Below are 13,759 nucleotides of genomic sequence, written 5' to 3' on the forward strand. Positions count from 1 at the left end.
GGAACTCCGATATGTCCCATGACTCCATTTCGACGCGTCCGCTCTCCCGCAGCGATGTCAGGACGCTCTCGCTGTCGGCTCTCGGTGGCGCGCTGGAATTCTACGACTTCATCATCTTCGTTTATTTCGCCACGGTCATCGGCCAGCTGTTCTTTCCACCCGACATGCCGGAGTGGCTGCGCCAGATCCAGGTCTTCGGTATCTTTGCCGCCGGCTACCTGGTGCGTCCGCTGGGCGGCATCGTGATGGCGCATTTCGGCGACCTGTTGGGCCGCAAGCGGATGTTCACGCTGTCGATCCTGCTGATGGCGCTGCCGACGCTGGCGATCGGATGCCTGCCGACCTATCACGCCATCGGCTACCTGGCGCCACTGGTGCTCGTGCTGCTGCGCATGCTGCAGGGCGCGGCCGTGGGTGGCGAGGTGCCCGGCGCCTGGGTGTTCGTTACCGAGCACGTCCAGCGTCGCCACGTGGGCCTTGCTTGCGGCACGCTGTCGGCGGGATTGGCAGCCGGCATTCTGATCGGCTCTCTGGTGGCGGCGATCATGAAGTCCCACTTCTCCCCGGCAGAACTGGCTGACGGTGCCTGGCGAATCCCGTTCCTGCTCGGCGGCATCTTCGGGCTGGTGGCGGTCTATCTTCGCCGCTGGCTCCGCGAGACCCCGGTCTTCGCCGAGATGCGCGAACGCCGGGCGCTGGCCGCCGAGCTGCCGGTCAAGGCGGTGCTGCGCGATCACCTTGGCGGTGTGCTGCTTGCCATGGCGGTGAGCTGGATTCTGACCGCGGCCATCGTCGTGGTGATGTTGATGACGCCGCCGCTGCTGGCGGCGCAGTACGCCGGGCTGGACGCCTCGCTGGCCAACGTGGTGGCGATCCTGTGCCTGATCGTGGGCTGCGTGGTCGCCGGCTGGTGCGCCGACCATTTCGGCAGCGGCGCGACCCTGATCGGCTGGAGCGTGCTGCTGGGGGCGAGCTACTGGCTGATGATGAGCGTCGTCGGCCAGCGTCCCGACCAGTTGATGCCGCTCTACGCCCTGGCCGGCTTCGCAGTGGGGATTACCGGTGCCATCCCGGCGGTGGCGGTCAAGGCGTTCCCGGCGGCGGTCCGGTTCAGCGGGTTGTCATTCTCCTACAACGTCGCCTACGCGATATTCGGCGGCTTCACGCCGATCATCGTCACCACGCTGATGCGCTGGTACCCGATGTCGCCGGCGATCTACGTCGCCGCGCTATCGGTCATGGGTGTCCTCATCGGCCTGTTTCTGCTGCGCACGCCTGCCGGGCGCCGGCTGGCGGTCATGCCGTCGTAGTCGTATGGCCGGATCGCTTCGATGACGCTCCGTGTGCACGGGGTGTCTTGCGTCAAGCGGGGGTTCGTAGCGTAAAAGCGTCGCCGGCGGTGCGGCTGGGGGCCGGCGGCGTTGGAAGCGCTTACATTGGTGGGTCGAGATTTCGCTGATCGGACGACAACGCCTGAAACCATGATCAATCTCAGACAGATAGAAGCCTTCCGCGCGGTAATGATCCACAAGACGGTGACCCGTGCCGCTCAGACGCTCTATATTTCCCAGCCGGCGGTCAGCCGGCTGATTGCCGATCTCGAGTACTACATCGGTTTCGAGCTATTTCTTCGCCACAAGGGGCGCCTGGTACCCACACCGGAAGCGCTGGCCTTCTACGAGGAGGTGGAACGCTCGTTCGTCGGGCTGGAGCGCATCACCGAAACCGCCCGCGACATTCGCGAATTCCGTTCCGGGCGGCTGTTCATCTGCGCCATGCCGGCGCTCTCCATCTCGTTGCTGCCGGACATCGTCCACCGCTTCTCCCAGCGCTATCCGGCGGTCTCGATCTCATTGCAGGCCCACAGCTCCAAGCGAGTCGTCGAGTGGGTCTCGACCCAGCAATGCGATGTCGGGTTCATCGGACTGAGCTTCGAAGATCCGGGGGTCGAGGAGCGGACCATGATCGAAGCGCCGCTCAAGCTGGTGATGTTGCCGAATCATCCGCTGGCAGCGAGGCAACGGGTTCGGGCCAGCGATCTCGCCGGGGAGCCTTTCATCTCCGTGGGGCAGTTCCTGGACGTTCGGCCCGACATCGATCGCGTCTTTGCCGAGGCGGGTATCAAGCGCGACCTGCGTCTGGAGACACAGCTCTCATCGGTGGCCTGCGAAATGGTACTGGCGGGGGCGGGTATTTCCCTGATCGAACCGGCCACGGCTTACAGCTACGTGAGCCGTGGGCTGGCGGTGCGGGATTTCGAGCCGTCCATCCTCTTTCGATACAGCGCATTACTGCCCGCTTTTCGCCCGCCGTCCCGGCTGGCCACCGAGTTCATCAAGGCGGTGGAAGAGGCCCTGGTGCGCCAGTTGGAGGGGGCAAAGCCTTGAATCGCCAAAAGCCATAACATTAATGAATAGCCGGCATTTAAAACGGCATTGGGCCTGATGGAAAAACGACGATAGCTTGCAGGACAGCCGCTTCGACTAGCGAGCTGGTCCGTTCACGACTCATAACGACGCATAAAAACAACGGAGTTAGAGCATGAAACGTAAGCTAATGGTCTGTGCCGTCATGGCACTCTCCACCGCTGCCACCGTGCAGGCGCAGGACAAGCCAACGCTCTATCTAGGGGCTTATGGCGGGTCCTTCGAGAGCATCTTCCGCGATTCCATCATTCCCGCGTTCGAGAAGGCTCACGACGTCGACATCGTCTACGTTCCCGGCAATTCCACCGACACCCTGGCCAAGTTGCAGGCCCAGCGCAACGATCAGCAGATGGACGTCGCCATCATGGACGACGGCCCCACCTATCAGGCGATCAACTACGGGCTGTGTCAGTCCCAGGCCCAGGCCCAGGCCCAGGATTCCAGCCTCGACGCACTCTACGATTTCGCGCGTTTCCCCGACGACAAGGCGGCGGGCATCGGCATCATTGCCGGCGGTCTGGCCTATAACAAGGCGATCTTCGACGAGGAGGGCTGGGCGGCGCCCGACTCCTGGGACGACCTGCGCGACGAACGCTTCGCCGGCGCCATCAACGTCCCCTCCATCAGTAACAGTTATGGGCTTTATGCGCTGGTGATGATGGCACGCATGAATGGGGGCAGCGAGAGCGATATCGAGCCGGGTTTCAAGGTCTTCGAGCGCGACATATCGCCCAACGTGCTCTCTTTCACGCCGTCTCCCGGCAAGACGTCCGAACTCTATCAGAACCACGAGATCGTGATGTCGGTGTGGGGAAGCGGCCGCGTGCAGTCGCTGGCCGATACCGGCTTCCCCATCGAATTCGTCTACCCCAAGGAGGGGGCGGTCGCCCTGGTCCAGGGCGCCTGTCTGGTCGAAGGGTCTAGCCATGCCGACCTGGCCCAGGCCTTCATCGACTACCTGCTGACGCCCGACGTGCAGGTTCTGTTGGCGCGCGAGCGCGGTAACGGTCCCACCAACAAGCAGGTCGAACTGCCCGAGGAGCTGGCAGCCAAGGTTCCCTACGGTGACCGCGTCGCCAATCTCGTGACGCTCGATTGGGATACGGTCAACGAGAACCGCCAGGCCTGGACCAATCTCTGGAATCGACGCATTGAGCGCTGATCCGGTCCCGTCTCAAGATCACTGTCAACGGTAAACCCATCAGCGGGTGGTGCTGTCGTCATGGACGGCGCTGCCCGGGAGTGACTGAGCATGAGCTTCCTGACTCTCGATTCCTTGACCAAGCGCTATGGCGACACGACCGCGGTCGACGCGCTCGATCTCTCAATCGAACGCGGCGAGTTCGTCTCGCTGCTGGGCCCGTCGGGCTGCGGCAAGACCACGACACTGCAGATGATCGCCGGTTTCGCGCTGCCAAGCGCGGGACGCATCGTCATGGATGGCAGGGATATGACCGATCTGGCCCCCAATGCCCGCGGTTTCGGCATCGTGTTCCAGAGTTATGCGCTGTTTCCGCACATGACCGTCACTGAAAACGTTGGTTTCGGTCTCGAGATGCGCAAGATCGCGGCGCCGGAACGACGTCGTCGCATCCGCCAGGCCTTGGCGCTGGTTCGCCTGGATCATCTCAATGACCGCTACCCGCGGGAACTCTCCGGCGGCCAGCGCCAGCGCGTTGCACTGGCGCGGGCGCTGGTGATCGAACCGCCGCTGCTGCTGCTCGACGAGCCGCTCTCCAACCTCGATGCCAAGCTGCGCGAGGAGATGCAACTGGAGCTGCGCAACATCCAGCGCAATGTCGGAACGACCACGCTGATGGTGACGCACGATCAGGGCGAGGCACTGTCGATGAGCGATCGGGTGGTGGTGATGGATCAGGGCAGGGCGATGCAGATCGCCGAGCCATTCCGTGCCTATGAAGAGCCCGCCGACATTTTCGTTTCGACGTTCGTCGGCAAGACCAATCTGCTCGAAGGCCAGGTGGCCGCCGGGGATAACGGGCAGCCCTGCGTGGACCTAGTGGGCCAGCGCCTGGACCTGTCCGGTGCGGGCGTGGTGGGGGCCGGGCCCGTGCGGGTGTCGATCCGGCCCGAGAGGCTGGAGATGACGGCCTGTCGCCAGGGGCTGGTCGACGGCAAGGTCCAGACCCGACAGTTCGTCGGCGACCACTGGCTCTATCAGATCGACACGCCGGTCGGTCTGCTGCTGGCGACCTGCCCCAACTGTGGTCCGGCCGGCTTCGATGTCGGCGACGAGGTGGGCGTGCGCTGGACACCGGACTCGATGCGCCTGTTGCAGGACCGGCCGAGAACGACGCTGTCGGTTGGAGGTGTGTCATGACCGAAACGGTAATGGAGACGACGCTGCCGAGGTCGCCGAACCGCGCCAGGCGGCTGGAACGCTGGTTGCCGTTGTGGCTCACCGGGCCCGCCGCCGTGTTCTTCCTGGTGCTGCTGGGTATGCCGCTGCTGATGACGCTGGCGCTGTCGTTCTACACCTTCGACTATACCGCCGGGATCGAAAAGACACTGACCTTCACCAACTACGCTGAAGTGCTTTTCGACGGCTATTTTCACGAGATTTTCCTGCGAACCTACGCCATCAGCCTCGTCACCACGGTGCTCTGTGTGCTGCTGGGCGCGCCCGAGGCCTACATCCTCTATCGCATGCGCAACCCATGGCGGTCGATTTTCCTGCTGGTGACACTGGGGCCGCTGCTGATTTCGGTGGTCGTGAGAACCCTGGGCTGGGTGCTGCTGATCGGCGGCAACGGCCTGCTCAGCCAGTTGCTGCAAGGGCTGGGGTTGGCCGGTTCCCGCGGCGTGAGTCTCATGTACACCCATACCGGGGTGGTGATCGCCATGGTTCACGTGCTGGTGCCGTTCATGGTGATCTCGGTCTGGGCGTCGTTGCGCAAGGTCGATCTGAGTACCGGAGATGCCGCACTGTCGCTTGGCGCCAAGCCGTTCACCGTGATGCGCCGGGTGATCTTTCCGCAGGTCCTGCCGGGCGTGCTGTCGGGCAGCCTGATCGTGTTCGCGCTGACAGCGAGCTATTTCGCCACGCCCTCGATCATCGGCGGCCGGCGCCTCAAGGTCGTCGCCACCAGCGTCTACGATGAGTACCTCAGCACCATGAACTGGCCGCTGGGTGCATCGATCTCGATCGTACTGCTGCTGCTCAACGTGATCATCGTCATGAGTTACAGCCGGTGGGTCGAGAGGCGTTTTCGCCGCACCCTGGGGGAGGGCTGAGCATGAGTGTCGACAGCCGTCGCAACGGGCGCCTGGCGCTCGCGTTTCATACCCTGTTCGTGATCTTCCTGATGGCGCCACTGGTAGTGGTGATCCTGGTGGCCTTCACGCCCAAGGGCTACCTTTCGTACCCCACCGCCGGCTTCTCGCTGCGCTGGTTTCGCGAGATTCTGGAACGGCCCGACTTCATCGATGCCTTCTACCATAGCCTCAACCTGGGCATCGTCGCGGCAACGCTGGCGACACTGTTGTCGATCCCGGCGGCGCTGGCGCTGGCGCGTTTCCGCTTCGCGGGGCGCGAGTTTCTCAATGGTCTGTTCCTCTCCCCGTTGATGATCCCGCATATCGTGCTCGGGGTGGCATTCCTGCGCTTCTTTTCCGAGATTGGTATCGGCGGCACCTTCGCCTCGCTGGTATTCGCCCACGTCATCATCGTCATGCCCTACACGCTCCGCTTGGTGCTGGCGGCGGTGATGGGGCTCGATCGCGAGACGGAGCGCGCCGCCGTTTCGCTGGGGGCGAACCCTCTCACCAGCTTTCGTCGAATCACCTTGCCGCAGATGCTGCCCGGCGTCGCCGGTGGCTGGATGCTGGCCTTCATCACCAGCTTCGACGAACTCACCATGACCGTGTTCGTCGCCTCGCCGAGCAACACCACGCTGCCGGTCAAGATGTACAACTACATCGAGCAGACCATCGATCCGCTGCTGGCCTCGGTATCGACCGTGATCATCGTGCTGACCGTGGCGTTCATGCTGGTGCTGGATCGCTTCTATGGCCTGGATCGGGTGCTGAGCGGCAAGGGTTAGAGCAGGGGTTCGGCGCTCGCGCGTCGAGCCGGGGCGACCGTCATCCATGGCGGTGCAATCGAATCGGCGAGAGCCGTCAGGGCTTGGGATGGATTATGGCGAATTACGATTTTGCGGTGGTCGGCGGCGGTCTGGTCGGTAGCGCCATCGCCTACGGATTGTGCGGCGAGGGACATCGGGTCGTGGTGATGGACGAGGGCGACGTCGCCTATCGCGCGTCGCGGGGCAACTTCGGCCTGGTGTGGATCCAGAGCAAGGGGCTGGGCATGCCCAACTATTCGGACTGGAGCCAGAGTTCGTCACGACTGTGGCTCGAACTGGCGCCTGAGCTCAAGGCGCTGACCGGCATCGATGTCCAGCACCAGCGCAGCGGTGGCGTGCATATCTGCCACACCGAACGGGAGTGGTTGCAGCGCCGCGAGACGATGGATCGACTATCGCGCGAGACCGAAGGGCGGTTTCATTTCGAGATGCTCGATCACCGGGCGTTGGCGTCGCTGGTGCCCGCGATCGGGGATGACGTCTTCGGCGCCTCGTGGACGCCAATGGATGGCCACGCCAACCCGCTCTACCTGTTGCGCGCGCTGCATGCCGGAATCCATCAACGGGGCGGTGAATATCGCCGTGGGGGCCCGGTGCGTCGTATCGCGCGGGACGGTGGGGGGTTCCGACTCGAACGGGATGGCGAGAGTGTCCACTGCCAACGGGTGGTGCTGGCCGCCGGTCTGGGCAACAGAGGCCTGGCGGAGCAGGTCGGACTCGAGGCGCCATTGCTGCCCAACCGTGGCGAGGTGATGATCACCGAGCGTGTCGCACCGCTGCTGGATATCCCCACGACCTACCTGCGCCAGACCGGCGAGGGCTCGTTGCAGGTCGGCGACTCTCACGAGGACGTCGGCATGAACGACGGCACCCGCACCGAAGTCCTGGCGGATATCGCGCAGCGGGCGTTGCGGGCCTTCCCCCGCCTGCGCGACGTGCGCATCGTCCGGAGCTGGGGAGCGTTGCGGGTGATGACGCCGGACGGCTGCCCGATCTACCAGGCCTCCGTCACTCATCCGGGGGCCTACCTGGCTTGCTGCCACAGCGGCGTGACGCTGGCGGCAGCACATGCCAAACGTCTCGCCCCCTGGATCGGCGGCGGCGAATGCCCCGAGGAGATCGTTCCACTCACCGCGGAGAGATTCCATGTTCGCGTATCTGAAACGGCCTGAAGAGGGCCGTACCGTGACCATCGAGTATGAGGGCCGAAAGCTGATCGCCAGAGCCGGAGACACGGTTGCGGCGGCACTCCTCGCTTCTGGTATCGATCGCTTCCGGACCACGCCGGTCAGCCAGTCGCCGCGAGGTCCGTGGTGCATGATGGGCGCCTGTTTCGATTGCCTGCTGGAGATCGATGGCGTGCCCAATCGCCAGGGATGTCAGGTCACGGTGGTCGAGGGCATGACGGTGAGAAGCCAGCAAGGCGCACGGAGGGTCTCGCCATGAAGACGATTCCACTGGCGATCATCGGTGCCGGCCCGGCCGGGATGGCGGCGGCGCGAACCGCAGCACGCCATGGGCTGAGGCCGGTCGTTTTCGACGAGCAGCCCGCACCCGGCGGACAGATCTACCGGGCGCTGGAGTCGACGCCGCTGCGCGATCCCGAACTGCTGGGCCAGGATTACTGGCACGGACGATCGTTGATCGAGGCATTGCGGCGCGAGCCGGTCGACTATCGCCCCGGCCATATGGTGTGGCAGTTGACCCGCGCCGGCGAGATCGGCGTGCTCGCCGGCGATACCGCAGCGTTGATCCGGGCCGAGCGCGTCGTTCTCGCCACCGGTGCCCAGGAACGGCCATTTCCTGTCCCCGGCTGGACGCTGCCCGGCGTCATGGGCGCCGGCGCCGCCCAGGTACTGCTCAAGACCTCCGGTGTCGTCGCCCGGGCTCCCATGATCCTGGCCGGTAGCGGGCCGCTGCTCTATCTGGTGGCGGTGCAGTACCTGCGTGCCGGGGCGAGCGTTGCCGCCATCCTCGAGACGACACCGCAGGAGAACCGGCGACTGGCCCTTGCCCATATCGGCGGGGCCATCAGAGGCTGGCGCTACCTGAGGAAAGGCGCGGGGCTACTGCGCGAACTGAAGCGCGCCGGGGTTCGTCACGAGCGTCACGTCGTCGCGTTGCGCGCCGAGGGTGAGGAGGCGCTGACCGGGGTGGGCTGGCGGACGGCCGAACGACCCGACGACTGGCAGCACTGCGAAGCGACCACGCTGCTGCTCCATCACGGCGTGGTGCCCAACGTCCAGATGACCAGAGCGCTTGGCGGCGAGCACGACTGGTCCGAACAGCAGCTCTGCTGGCGGCCGCGCCGGGATGCGTTCGGCCGCAGCGACATCGAGAACTTCTTCATCGCTGGTGACGGTGGCGGCATCGGAGGAGCGCGCGCAGCCCAACTCCAGGGCGAGCTGGCGGCGCTGGCGGCGCTCGAATCGCTGGGCCATATCGATGGCCCCACGCTGGCACGCGAGGCCGCGCCAGTGCGCAGGAAACTCGACGCGGAGCTCGTCGTTCGTCCCTTCCTGGATGCCCTCTATCGGCCAGGCGACAGCTGGCGACGGCCGGACGACGAAGTCGTGGTCTGCCGTTGCGAGGAGATCTCCGCCGGCGAGATCCGTCGCGTCGCCAGGCTCGGCTGTGCCGGCCCCAATCAGATGAAATCTTTCACCCGCTGCGGCATGGGGCCCTGTCAGGGACGCCTGTGTGGCCTGACGGTGAGCGAGATCCTCGCCGCGGAAAACGGCCAGAGTCTGGAGCAGACCGGCTACTACCGCCTGCGTCCGCCTTTCAAGCCCATCACCCTGGGGCAACTGGCCAGCGCGGCGGGGGATGCCCCGGGAGCGCCGGCGTGGAACGAGACCGAGACCGCTTCGTGAAGCCCACGGCGCTGGTCATCGGGGGCGGTCTACATGGCGCGAGCGCGGCGACGCAATTGGCGCGTAGCGGTTTCCGGGTGACCGTGGTCGAGAAGAACTATGCCGGTCGGCACGCCTCCGGCGTCAATGCCGGGGGCGTGAGGCGGCTGGGCCGGCATCCCGCCGAAATCCCACTGGCGGTTGCTGCCCTCGAGCGCTGGCAGCGACTCGAAGCGCTGATCGGCGACGATGGCGGATTCCATCCCTGCGGCCAGATCAAGGTGGCCGAGAACGACGAGAACATGGCCAGGTTGGTGTCGCGTGCGGCCGAGGTCCGCGAGCTCGGCTTCGATCATGAAATCACCCTCTCCCGGGACGAGCTGCGCCGACGCGTGCCGGCCGTGGCACCGCACTGCGTGGGCGCACTGGCCTGCGATGGCGATGGTGCGGCCAATCCCTACCGCACGTTGACCGCCTGGCGTCGACAGTCCCAGCGCGAAGGCGCGATATGGCGGGAAGGCGTGCGGGTGACCCGAGTGGACCGGGCCCCCGGCGGCGGCTGGCGACTCTCCACCGATCATCCCGATCTGCCCGGCCTGGATGCCGATTGGCTGATCAACTGCGCCGGCGGCTGGGCGGGCGAGTTATGTGGGGCACTCGACGAGTGCGTGGCGATGCAGGCCCAGGCTCTGATGCTGACGATCACCGAACGCGTGACACCGTTTCTCGGGCCGGTGATCGGCAGCGCGTCGCGCGCGCTGTCATTCAAGCAGATGGACAACGGCAGCGTGATGATCGGCGGCGGCATCGCGGGATGCATCGATACCGGCGGCGAGCGTGCCGACGTGCGCCTGGCGGGCCTGGCCGAGAACGTGCAGACCGCGCTCGGGCTGTTCCCGTTCATGCGCGACGTTCGCGTGGTGCGCACCTGGGCGGGTATCGAAGGTGTGACCGGGGACGGCATTCCCGTACTGGGCCTGAGCTGGCGACATCCGCGGCTGATCCACTCCTTCGGCTACTCGGCCCACGGCTTCCAGTTGTCGGCCATTACCGGCGAGATTGTCCGGGATCTCGCACTGGAGCGGGAACCCGCGTTGCCGATCGCACCGTTCGACATACGACGTTTCGATTCGTCCTCCGCGGCTGCGCGGGCGAGTCATACACACTGACGGCATCGGCCGTCGCCTTTCCGACATCGATCGACAGGAGCGTTCTTCATGAGCGATATCAAGCGTCATATTCCGACACCCATCATGCACCGCGTGGTCGAGGCCAACGGCTTTCTGTTCCTGGGAGGAATCGTGGCCGAGGACCGGTCCCAGGACATGGCGGGGCAGACCCGCCAGGTTCTGGACAAGATCGACGCCTACCTCGCCGAGGCGGGATCCGACAAGCGCAAGATCGTCGCGGCGACGCTCTATGCGACCGATCTCGGGCAGAAAGACGCCATGAACGAGGTCTGGAAGGCCTGGCTGGATCCGGCGACGTTACCGGCAAGGGCTACCCTGGGCGTAAGCGACCTGGCTCCGGGCGCGCTACTGGAGGTGGTCGTCACTGCGGTCAAGTGATCGGCCGTCATCCCCGGGGCTTTGCCTCGGGGTGGCAGCTCCCAGCCGGGCCGCATCCACCAGCGCCCGGATCAGCCGTTGTTGCGAGCGGCTGAACAGCAGGAACTCCGGATGCCACTGCACGCCGATGAGAAAGGGATGGCGGTCGCTCTCGATCGCCTGCACCAGGTCGTCGCGGTCATGGGCGACCACCTTCAGGCCGTCCCCCGGCCGATCCACCGCCTGGTGATGCAGGCTGTTCACGTGGCAGTAGCGGCGGTTGAGAATGTCGGCCAACTGGCTGAACGGCTCGATCTCGATGCGCTTGCGCGGCAGCACCATGCGCCGGTTCCTGATGTGCCGATAGGTCGTCTGGATATCCTCGATCAGGCTGCCACCGCAGTGGATGTTGATGATCTGGGCGCCGCGACAGATGCCCAGGATCGGTATCCGTTCCGGTAGATAGCGGGCCAGCAGTTCGAGTTCCAGCTCGTCGCGGGCGGGGTCGATGCGAACGTCGAGTTGCATCTCGCCGCCATAGCGCTGGGCACCGATATCGTCGCCCCCGCCGATGATCAGGCCGTCCACCGGTCGTCGCAGCGGACGGGCGGGGGAGATCCGCAATGGCCTGCCTCCGGCGCGCCAGACCGAGATCCAGTCGCACCACCAGGCCAGGAAGCTCTTGTGATCCGAGGTGGTGATACCGATCAGCGGCCGGCTCGTCCTGCGTGTCGACCCGGATCGCCGTTTCCGTTCGGATTGAGCTTGCGTCGAAGCCATCAGTGACGCATCCAGTGGCGCAGGGAGTCGAGCCAGCGGCTCAGGGTCGGCTGGGCGAGGTGCGCGCGGTAGGCGGCGCTGCGTTCGGCCAGGCGGTCCGTATCGGCGGCCAGGCGTTCGACTTCGGCCCAGCGATTCCACTCGACGCTCACGCCCCATTCGGGGTCCGAGAGCGCGGCGTTGGGGAGGCGGTAATGGTAGGTCGGCCGGGGCTTGACCAGCGTCTCCCGGAGCAGCGCGTTGGGGTGGTCCGGCATCAGCCAGGCGAACAGCGGCAGCAGATCCAGTTCCCGGTTGCGGGTCGGGTTGGCGACCAGGTAGTCGTCGATCAGCGCCTGCAGCGTGGGAGCGTAGTCCGGCGCCAGTATCCGGCGGGTGTAGTCGCTGTGGAACGGGCGCGTGTGGGGCAGCATGTCCCGCGTCACGTCGACGACGATCTCGTCGCGCAGCCAGTCGGCGAGTATCAAGTAGGCTCGCAGGTAGGCCACCACGCTCTCGACGCCGGGGGAGGGAATCTCCGGGTTGAGGTGGAGACCGAAGCCGTACAGCAGGCTGGCATCGGTGCCCTCCGCCCCGTGCCGGCGCAGCGCCGCGAACAGCTCGTCCAGGCGCGCCAGTTCGTGCCATGGCATCGGCGGGCAGACGATCTCCGTCGGCACCAGGCCCGCCACCATGTCGCCCAGCCACTCTCGGGTGCGGCTGTGCAGGCTGGCACGCAAGTGCTCGCCGATGCCCGGCGGCTGGCCGTCGATGGCGCGGGCACGGTCGAGCAAGCGCTCGTCGGGATGAACGTACTTGCTGTCCAGTTCGACATGGAAGACGCCCCATGGCGTCCCGGTGACCTGGAGTCGATGCGCGCTGTGCTGCTGGACGTGACCGCTGAACGTCATCTCGACCAGGCGGGCCGCCTGAATGGGGCCGATACCGGCGAACTCGATCTCGACACCGACCCGGCGCGGCTGACCGTCGGCATTGGTGGTATACGTTGGCGCGGTGAGAGACACGATGGGCTCCTTGCCGATTGCTGTCGCCTGGATGAGCGTCGAATGGGCGCCGGAAGACACGGCAACGGCGTTGGCAGAGCGGTGATTCGCTTCGCTAAGCCTAGCAGTCCTGGCAGGGGATGACAGTCAGCCCCAGTGGGTCAGGATGACGCCGCCGAGAATCAGTCCACCGGCGAGCAGCCGCTCGCGGCGCAACGGCTCCTTCAACCAGATCACGCCGATGGCGATGGCGAACAGCACGCTGGTCTCGCGCAAGGCCGCGACCAGCGCGATCGGCGCCTGGGTCATGGCCCAGATGGTGATGCCGTAGGCGCCGAGGGAGAGCGCGCCGCCGATCAGACCAACCCGCCAGTGGCGGGTCAACTCGGGCAGCGTCCGAACGCCGCGCATGGCCACCAGCACCAGCAGCATGCCGAAGCCGTCGAGCAGGAACAGCCAGATCACGTAGCCGATCGCATCGCCGTTGGCGCGTGCGCCGCTGCCGTCGGCCAGGGTGTAGCCGGCGATGAAGGCGGAGGTCGTCAGGGCATTGATCAGCGAGGCGCGTTCGAGACGTGGCCCCTTGCCGCCTCGGAAGGCCATGCACAGGATGCCGAGGACCAGCACCACGATCCCCGCATAGCCGATCCACGAGGGGTTCTCGCTGAGCGCGAAGACGCCGATCAGCGTCACCAGCAGCGGTGCGCAGCCCCGGGCGATGGGGTAGATCTGGCCGAGGTCGCCGACCCGGTAGGCCCGGGCCAGGAACACGTTGTAGCCGATGTGCAGTACCGCCGACATCGCCAGCCACGGCCAGGCTTCCGCCCGCGGCAGCGGCACGAAGGCGACGCCGGCGAGGGCGATCACGGCGCAGGCGGCCTGAATCAGCGAAATGCTCAGCAACCGGTCCAGTCCGACCTTGACCAGCGCGTTCCAGCTGGCGTGCATCAGGGCACCGGCCAGCACGGCGAGAAAGACGGGCGTCGTCAACGCAAATCCTTTTCACTGCGGGTATTCGAGGGCAATGACGCTACGGCTGTCATTCGATTGTCATATCTTGCCACA

At 65.6% G+C, this 13,759-nt stretch carries 14 protein-coding genes; 11 read left to right on the forward strand and 3 right to left on the reverse strand.

Annotated features, from left to right (window positions below):
* Window positions 1-11: 11 nt before the first annotated feature.
* The 11 genes from F0A16_RS02505 (at window position 12) to F0A16_RS02555 (ending at window position 10,952) form a co-directional block, all read left to right on the forward strand.
* Entirely contained in the window at window positions 12-1,310 is a 1,299-nt protein-coding gene (locus F0A16_RS02505) for an MFS transporter (protein ID WP_149433803.1), read from the forward strand.
* Window positions 1,311-1,481: 171 nt separating this feature from the next.
* A complete protein-coding gene (locus F0A16_RS02510; RefSeq protein WP_149433804.1) occupies window positions 1,482-2,387 on the forward strand; it encodes a LysR substrate-binding domain-containing protein in 906 nt (301 codons plus the stop codon).
* 154 nt (window positions 2,388-2,541) lie between these two features.
* The gene (locus tag F0A16_RS02515) at window positions 2,542-3,588 is read left to right on the forward strand and encodes an ABC transporter substrate-binding protein (RefSeq protein WP_149433805.1); all 1,047 of its coding nucleotides are present in this window, start codon (window positions 2,542-2,544) and stop codon (window positions 3,586-3,588) included.
* A 90-nt stretch (window positions 3,589-3,678) separates the two neighbouring features.
* Window positions 3,679-4,767, forward strand: coding sequence for an ABC transporter ATP-binding protein (locus F0A16_RS02520; protein ID WP_149433806.1), 1,089 nt, complete (start codon window positions 3,679-3,681; stop codon window positions 4,765-4,767).
* The gene (locus F0A16_RS02525; RefSeq protein WP_149433807.1) at window positions 4,764-5,681 is read left to right on the forward strand and encodes an ABC transporter permease; all 918 of its coding nucleotides are present in this window, start codon (window positions 4,764-4,766) and stop codon (window positions 5,679-5,681) included. Before F0A16_RS02520 ends, F0A16_RS02525 begins: the two co-directional genes overlap by 4 nt.
* 2 nt (window positions 5,682-5,683) lie before the next feature.
* Complete coding sequence (locus F0A16_RS02530) at window positions 5,684-6,490, forward strand: ABC transporter permease (RefSeq protein ID WP_149433808.1); 807 nt, start codon at window positions 5,684-5,686, stop codon at window positions 6,488-6,490.
* Between the two features lie 95 nt (window positions 6,491-6,585).
* The gene (locus F0A16_RS02535) at window positions 6,586-7,704 is read left to right on the forward strand and encodes an NAD(P)/FAD-dependent oxidoreductase (RefSeq protein WP_149433809.1); all 1,119 of its coding nucleotides are present in this window, start codon (window positions 6,586-6,588) and stop codon (window positions 7,702-7,704) included.
* Window positions 7,679-7,978 carry a (2Fe-2S)-binding protein gene (locus F0A16_RS02540; RefSeq protein WP_149433810.1) on the forward strand — a complete coding sequence of 100 codons (300 nt, stop codon included), beginning with the start codon at window positions 7,679-7,681 and terminating at the stop codon, window positions 7,976-7,978. Before F0A16_RS02535 ends, F0A16_RS02540 begins: the two co-directional genes overlap by 26 nt.
* Complete coding sequence (locus F0A16_RS02545) at window positions 7,975-9,405, forward strand: FAD/NAD(P)-dependent oxidoreductase (RefSeq protein WP_149433811.1); 1,431 nt, start codon at window positions 7,975-7,977, stop codon at window positions 9,403-9,405. Before F0A16_RS02540 ends, F0A16_RS02545 begins: the two co-directional genes overlap by 4 nt.
* Complete coding sequence (locus F0A16_RS02550; protein ID WP_239023681.1) at window positions 9,378-10,553, forward strand: NAD(P)/FAD-dependent oxidoreductase; 1,176 nt, start codon at window positions 9,378-9,380, stop codon at window positions 10,551-10,553. The genes F0A16_RS02545 and F0A16_RS02550 overlap by 28 nt, the downstream gene beginning before the upstream one ends.
* Window positions 10,554-10,601: 48 nt before the next feature.
* On the forward strand, window positions 10,602-10,952 hold the full coding sequence (locus F0A16_RS02555; RefSeq protein ID WP_149433812.1) for a RidA family protein: 351 nt from the start codon (window positions 10,602-10,604) through the stop codon (window positions 10,950-10,952).
* Here F0A16_RS02555 and F0A16_RS02560 read toward each other — a convergent pair.
* The 3 genes from F0A16_RS02560 to F0A16_RS02570 form a co-directional block, all read right to left on the reverse strand.
* Entirely contained in the window at window positions 10,920-11,711 is a 792-nt protein-coding gene (locus tag F0A16_RS02560; RefSeq protein ID WP_149433813.1) for a gamma-glutamyl-gamma-aminobutyrate hydrolase family protein, read from the reverse strand. The two genes, F0A16_RS02555 and F0A16_RS02560, sit on opposite strands and share 33 nt — an antisense overlap.
* The gene (locus tag F0A16_RS02565) at window positions 11,711-12,715 is read right to left on the reverse strand and encodes an amidoligase family protein (protein ID WP_149433814.1); all 1,005 of its coding nucleotides are present in this window, start codon (window positions 12,713-12,715) and stop codon (window positions 11,711-11,713) included. The genes F0A16_RS02560 and F0A16_RS02565 overlap by 1 nt, the downstream gene beginning before the upstream one ends.
* Window positions 12,716-12,841: 126 nt before the next feature.
* On the reverse strand, window positions 12,842-13,684 hold the full coding sequence (locus F0A16_RS02570; RefSeq protein WP_149433815.1) for an EamA family transporter: 843 nt from the start codon (window positions 13,682-13,684) through the stop codon (window positions 12,842-12,844).
* Between the last annotated feature and the right edge of the window lie 75 nt (window positions 13,685-13,759).

Source organism: Salinicola corii, from assembly GCF_008298015.1.
Classification (GTDB): domain Bacteria; phylum Pseudomonadota; class Gammaproteobacteria; order Pseudomonadales; family Halomonadaceae; genus Salinicola; species Salinicola corii.

Excerpts from the sequence above, each read along its gene's own strand:
- F0A16_RS02505 (WP_149433803.1), top strand. The coding sequence starts at position 12 with ATGTCCCATGACTCCATTTCGACGCGTCCGCTCTCCCGCAGCGATGTC.
- F0A16_RS02510 (WP_149433804.1), top strand. The coding sequence starts at position 1,482 with ATGATCAATCTCAGACAGATAGAAGCCTTCCGCGCGGTAATGATCCAC.
- F0A16_RS02515 (WP_149433805.1), top strand. The coding sequence starts at position 2,542 with ATGAAACGTAAGCTAATGGTCTGTGCCGTCATGGCACTCTCCACCGCT.
- F0A16_RS02520 (WP_149433806.1), top strand. The coding sequence starts at position 3,679 with ATGAGCTTCCTGACTCTCGATTCCTTGACCAAGCGCTATGGCGACACG.
- F0A16_RS02525 (WP_149433807.1), top strand. The coding sequence starts at position 4,764 with ATGACCGAAACGGTAATGGAGACGACGCTGCCGAGGTCGCCGAACCGC.
- F0A16_RS02530 (WP_149433808.1), top strand. The coding sequence starts at position 5,684 with ATGAGTGTCGACAGCCGTCGCAACGGGCGCCTGGCGCTCGCGTTTCAT.
- F0A16_RS02535 (WP_149433809.1), top strand. The coding sequence starts at position 6,586 with ATGGCGAATTACGATTTTGCGGTGGTCGGCGGCGGTCTGGTCGGTAGC.
- F0A16_RS02540 (WP_149433810.1), top strand. The coding sequence starts at position 7,679 with ATGTTCGCGTATCTGAAACGGCCTGAAGAGGGCCGTACCGTGACCATC.
- F0A16_RS02545 (WP_149433811.1), top strand. The coding sequence starts at position 7,975 with ATGAAGACGATTCCACTGGCGATCATCGGTGCCGGCCCGGCCGGGATG.
- F0A16_RS02555 (WP_149433812.1), top strand. The coding sequence starts at position 10,602 with ATGAGCGATATCAAGCGTCATATTCCGACACCCATCATGCACCGCGTG.
- F0A16_RS02560 (WP_149433813.1), bottom strand. The coding sequence starts at position 11,711 with ATGGCTTCGACGCAAGCTCAATCCGAACGGAAACGGCGATCCGGGTCG.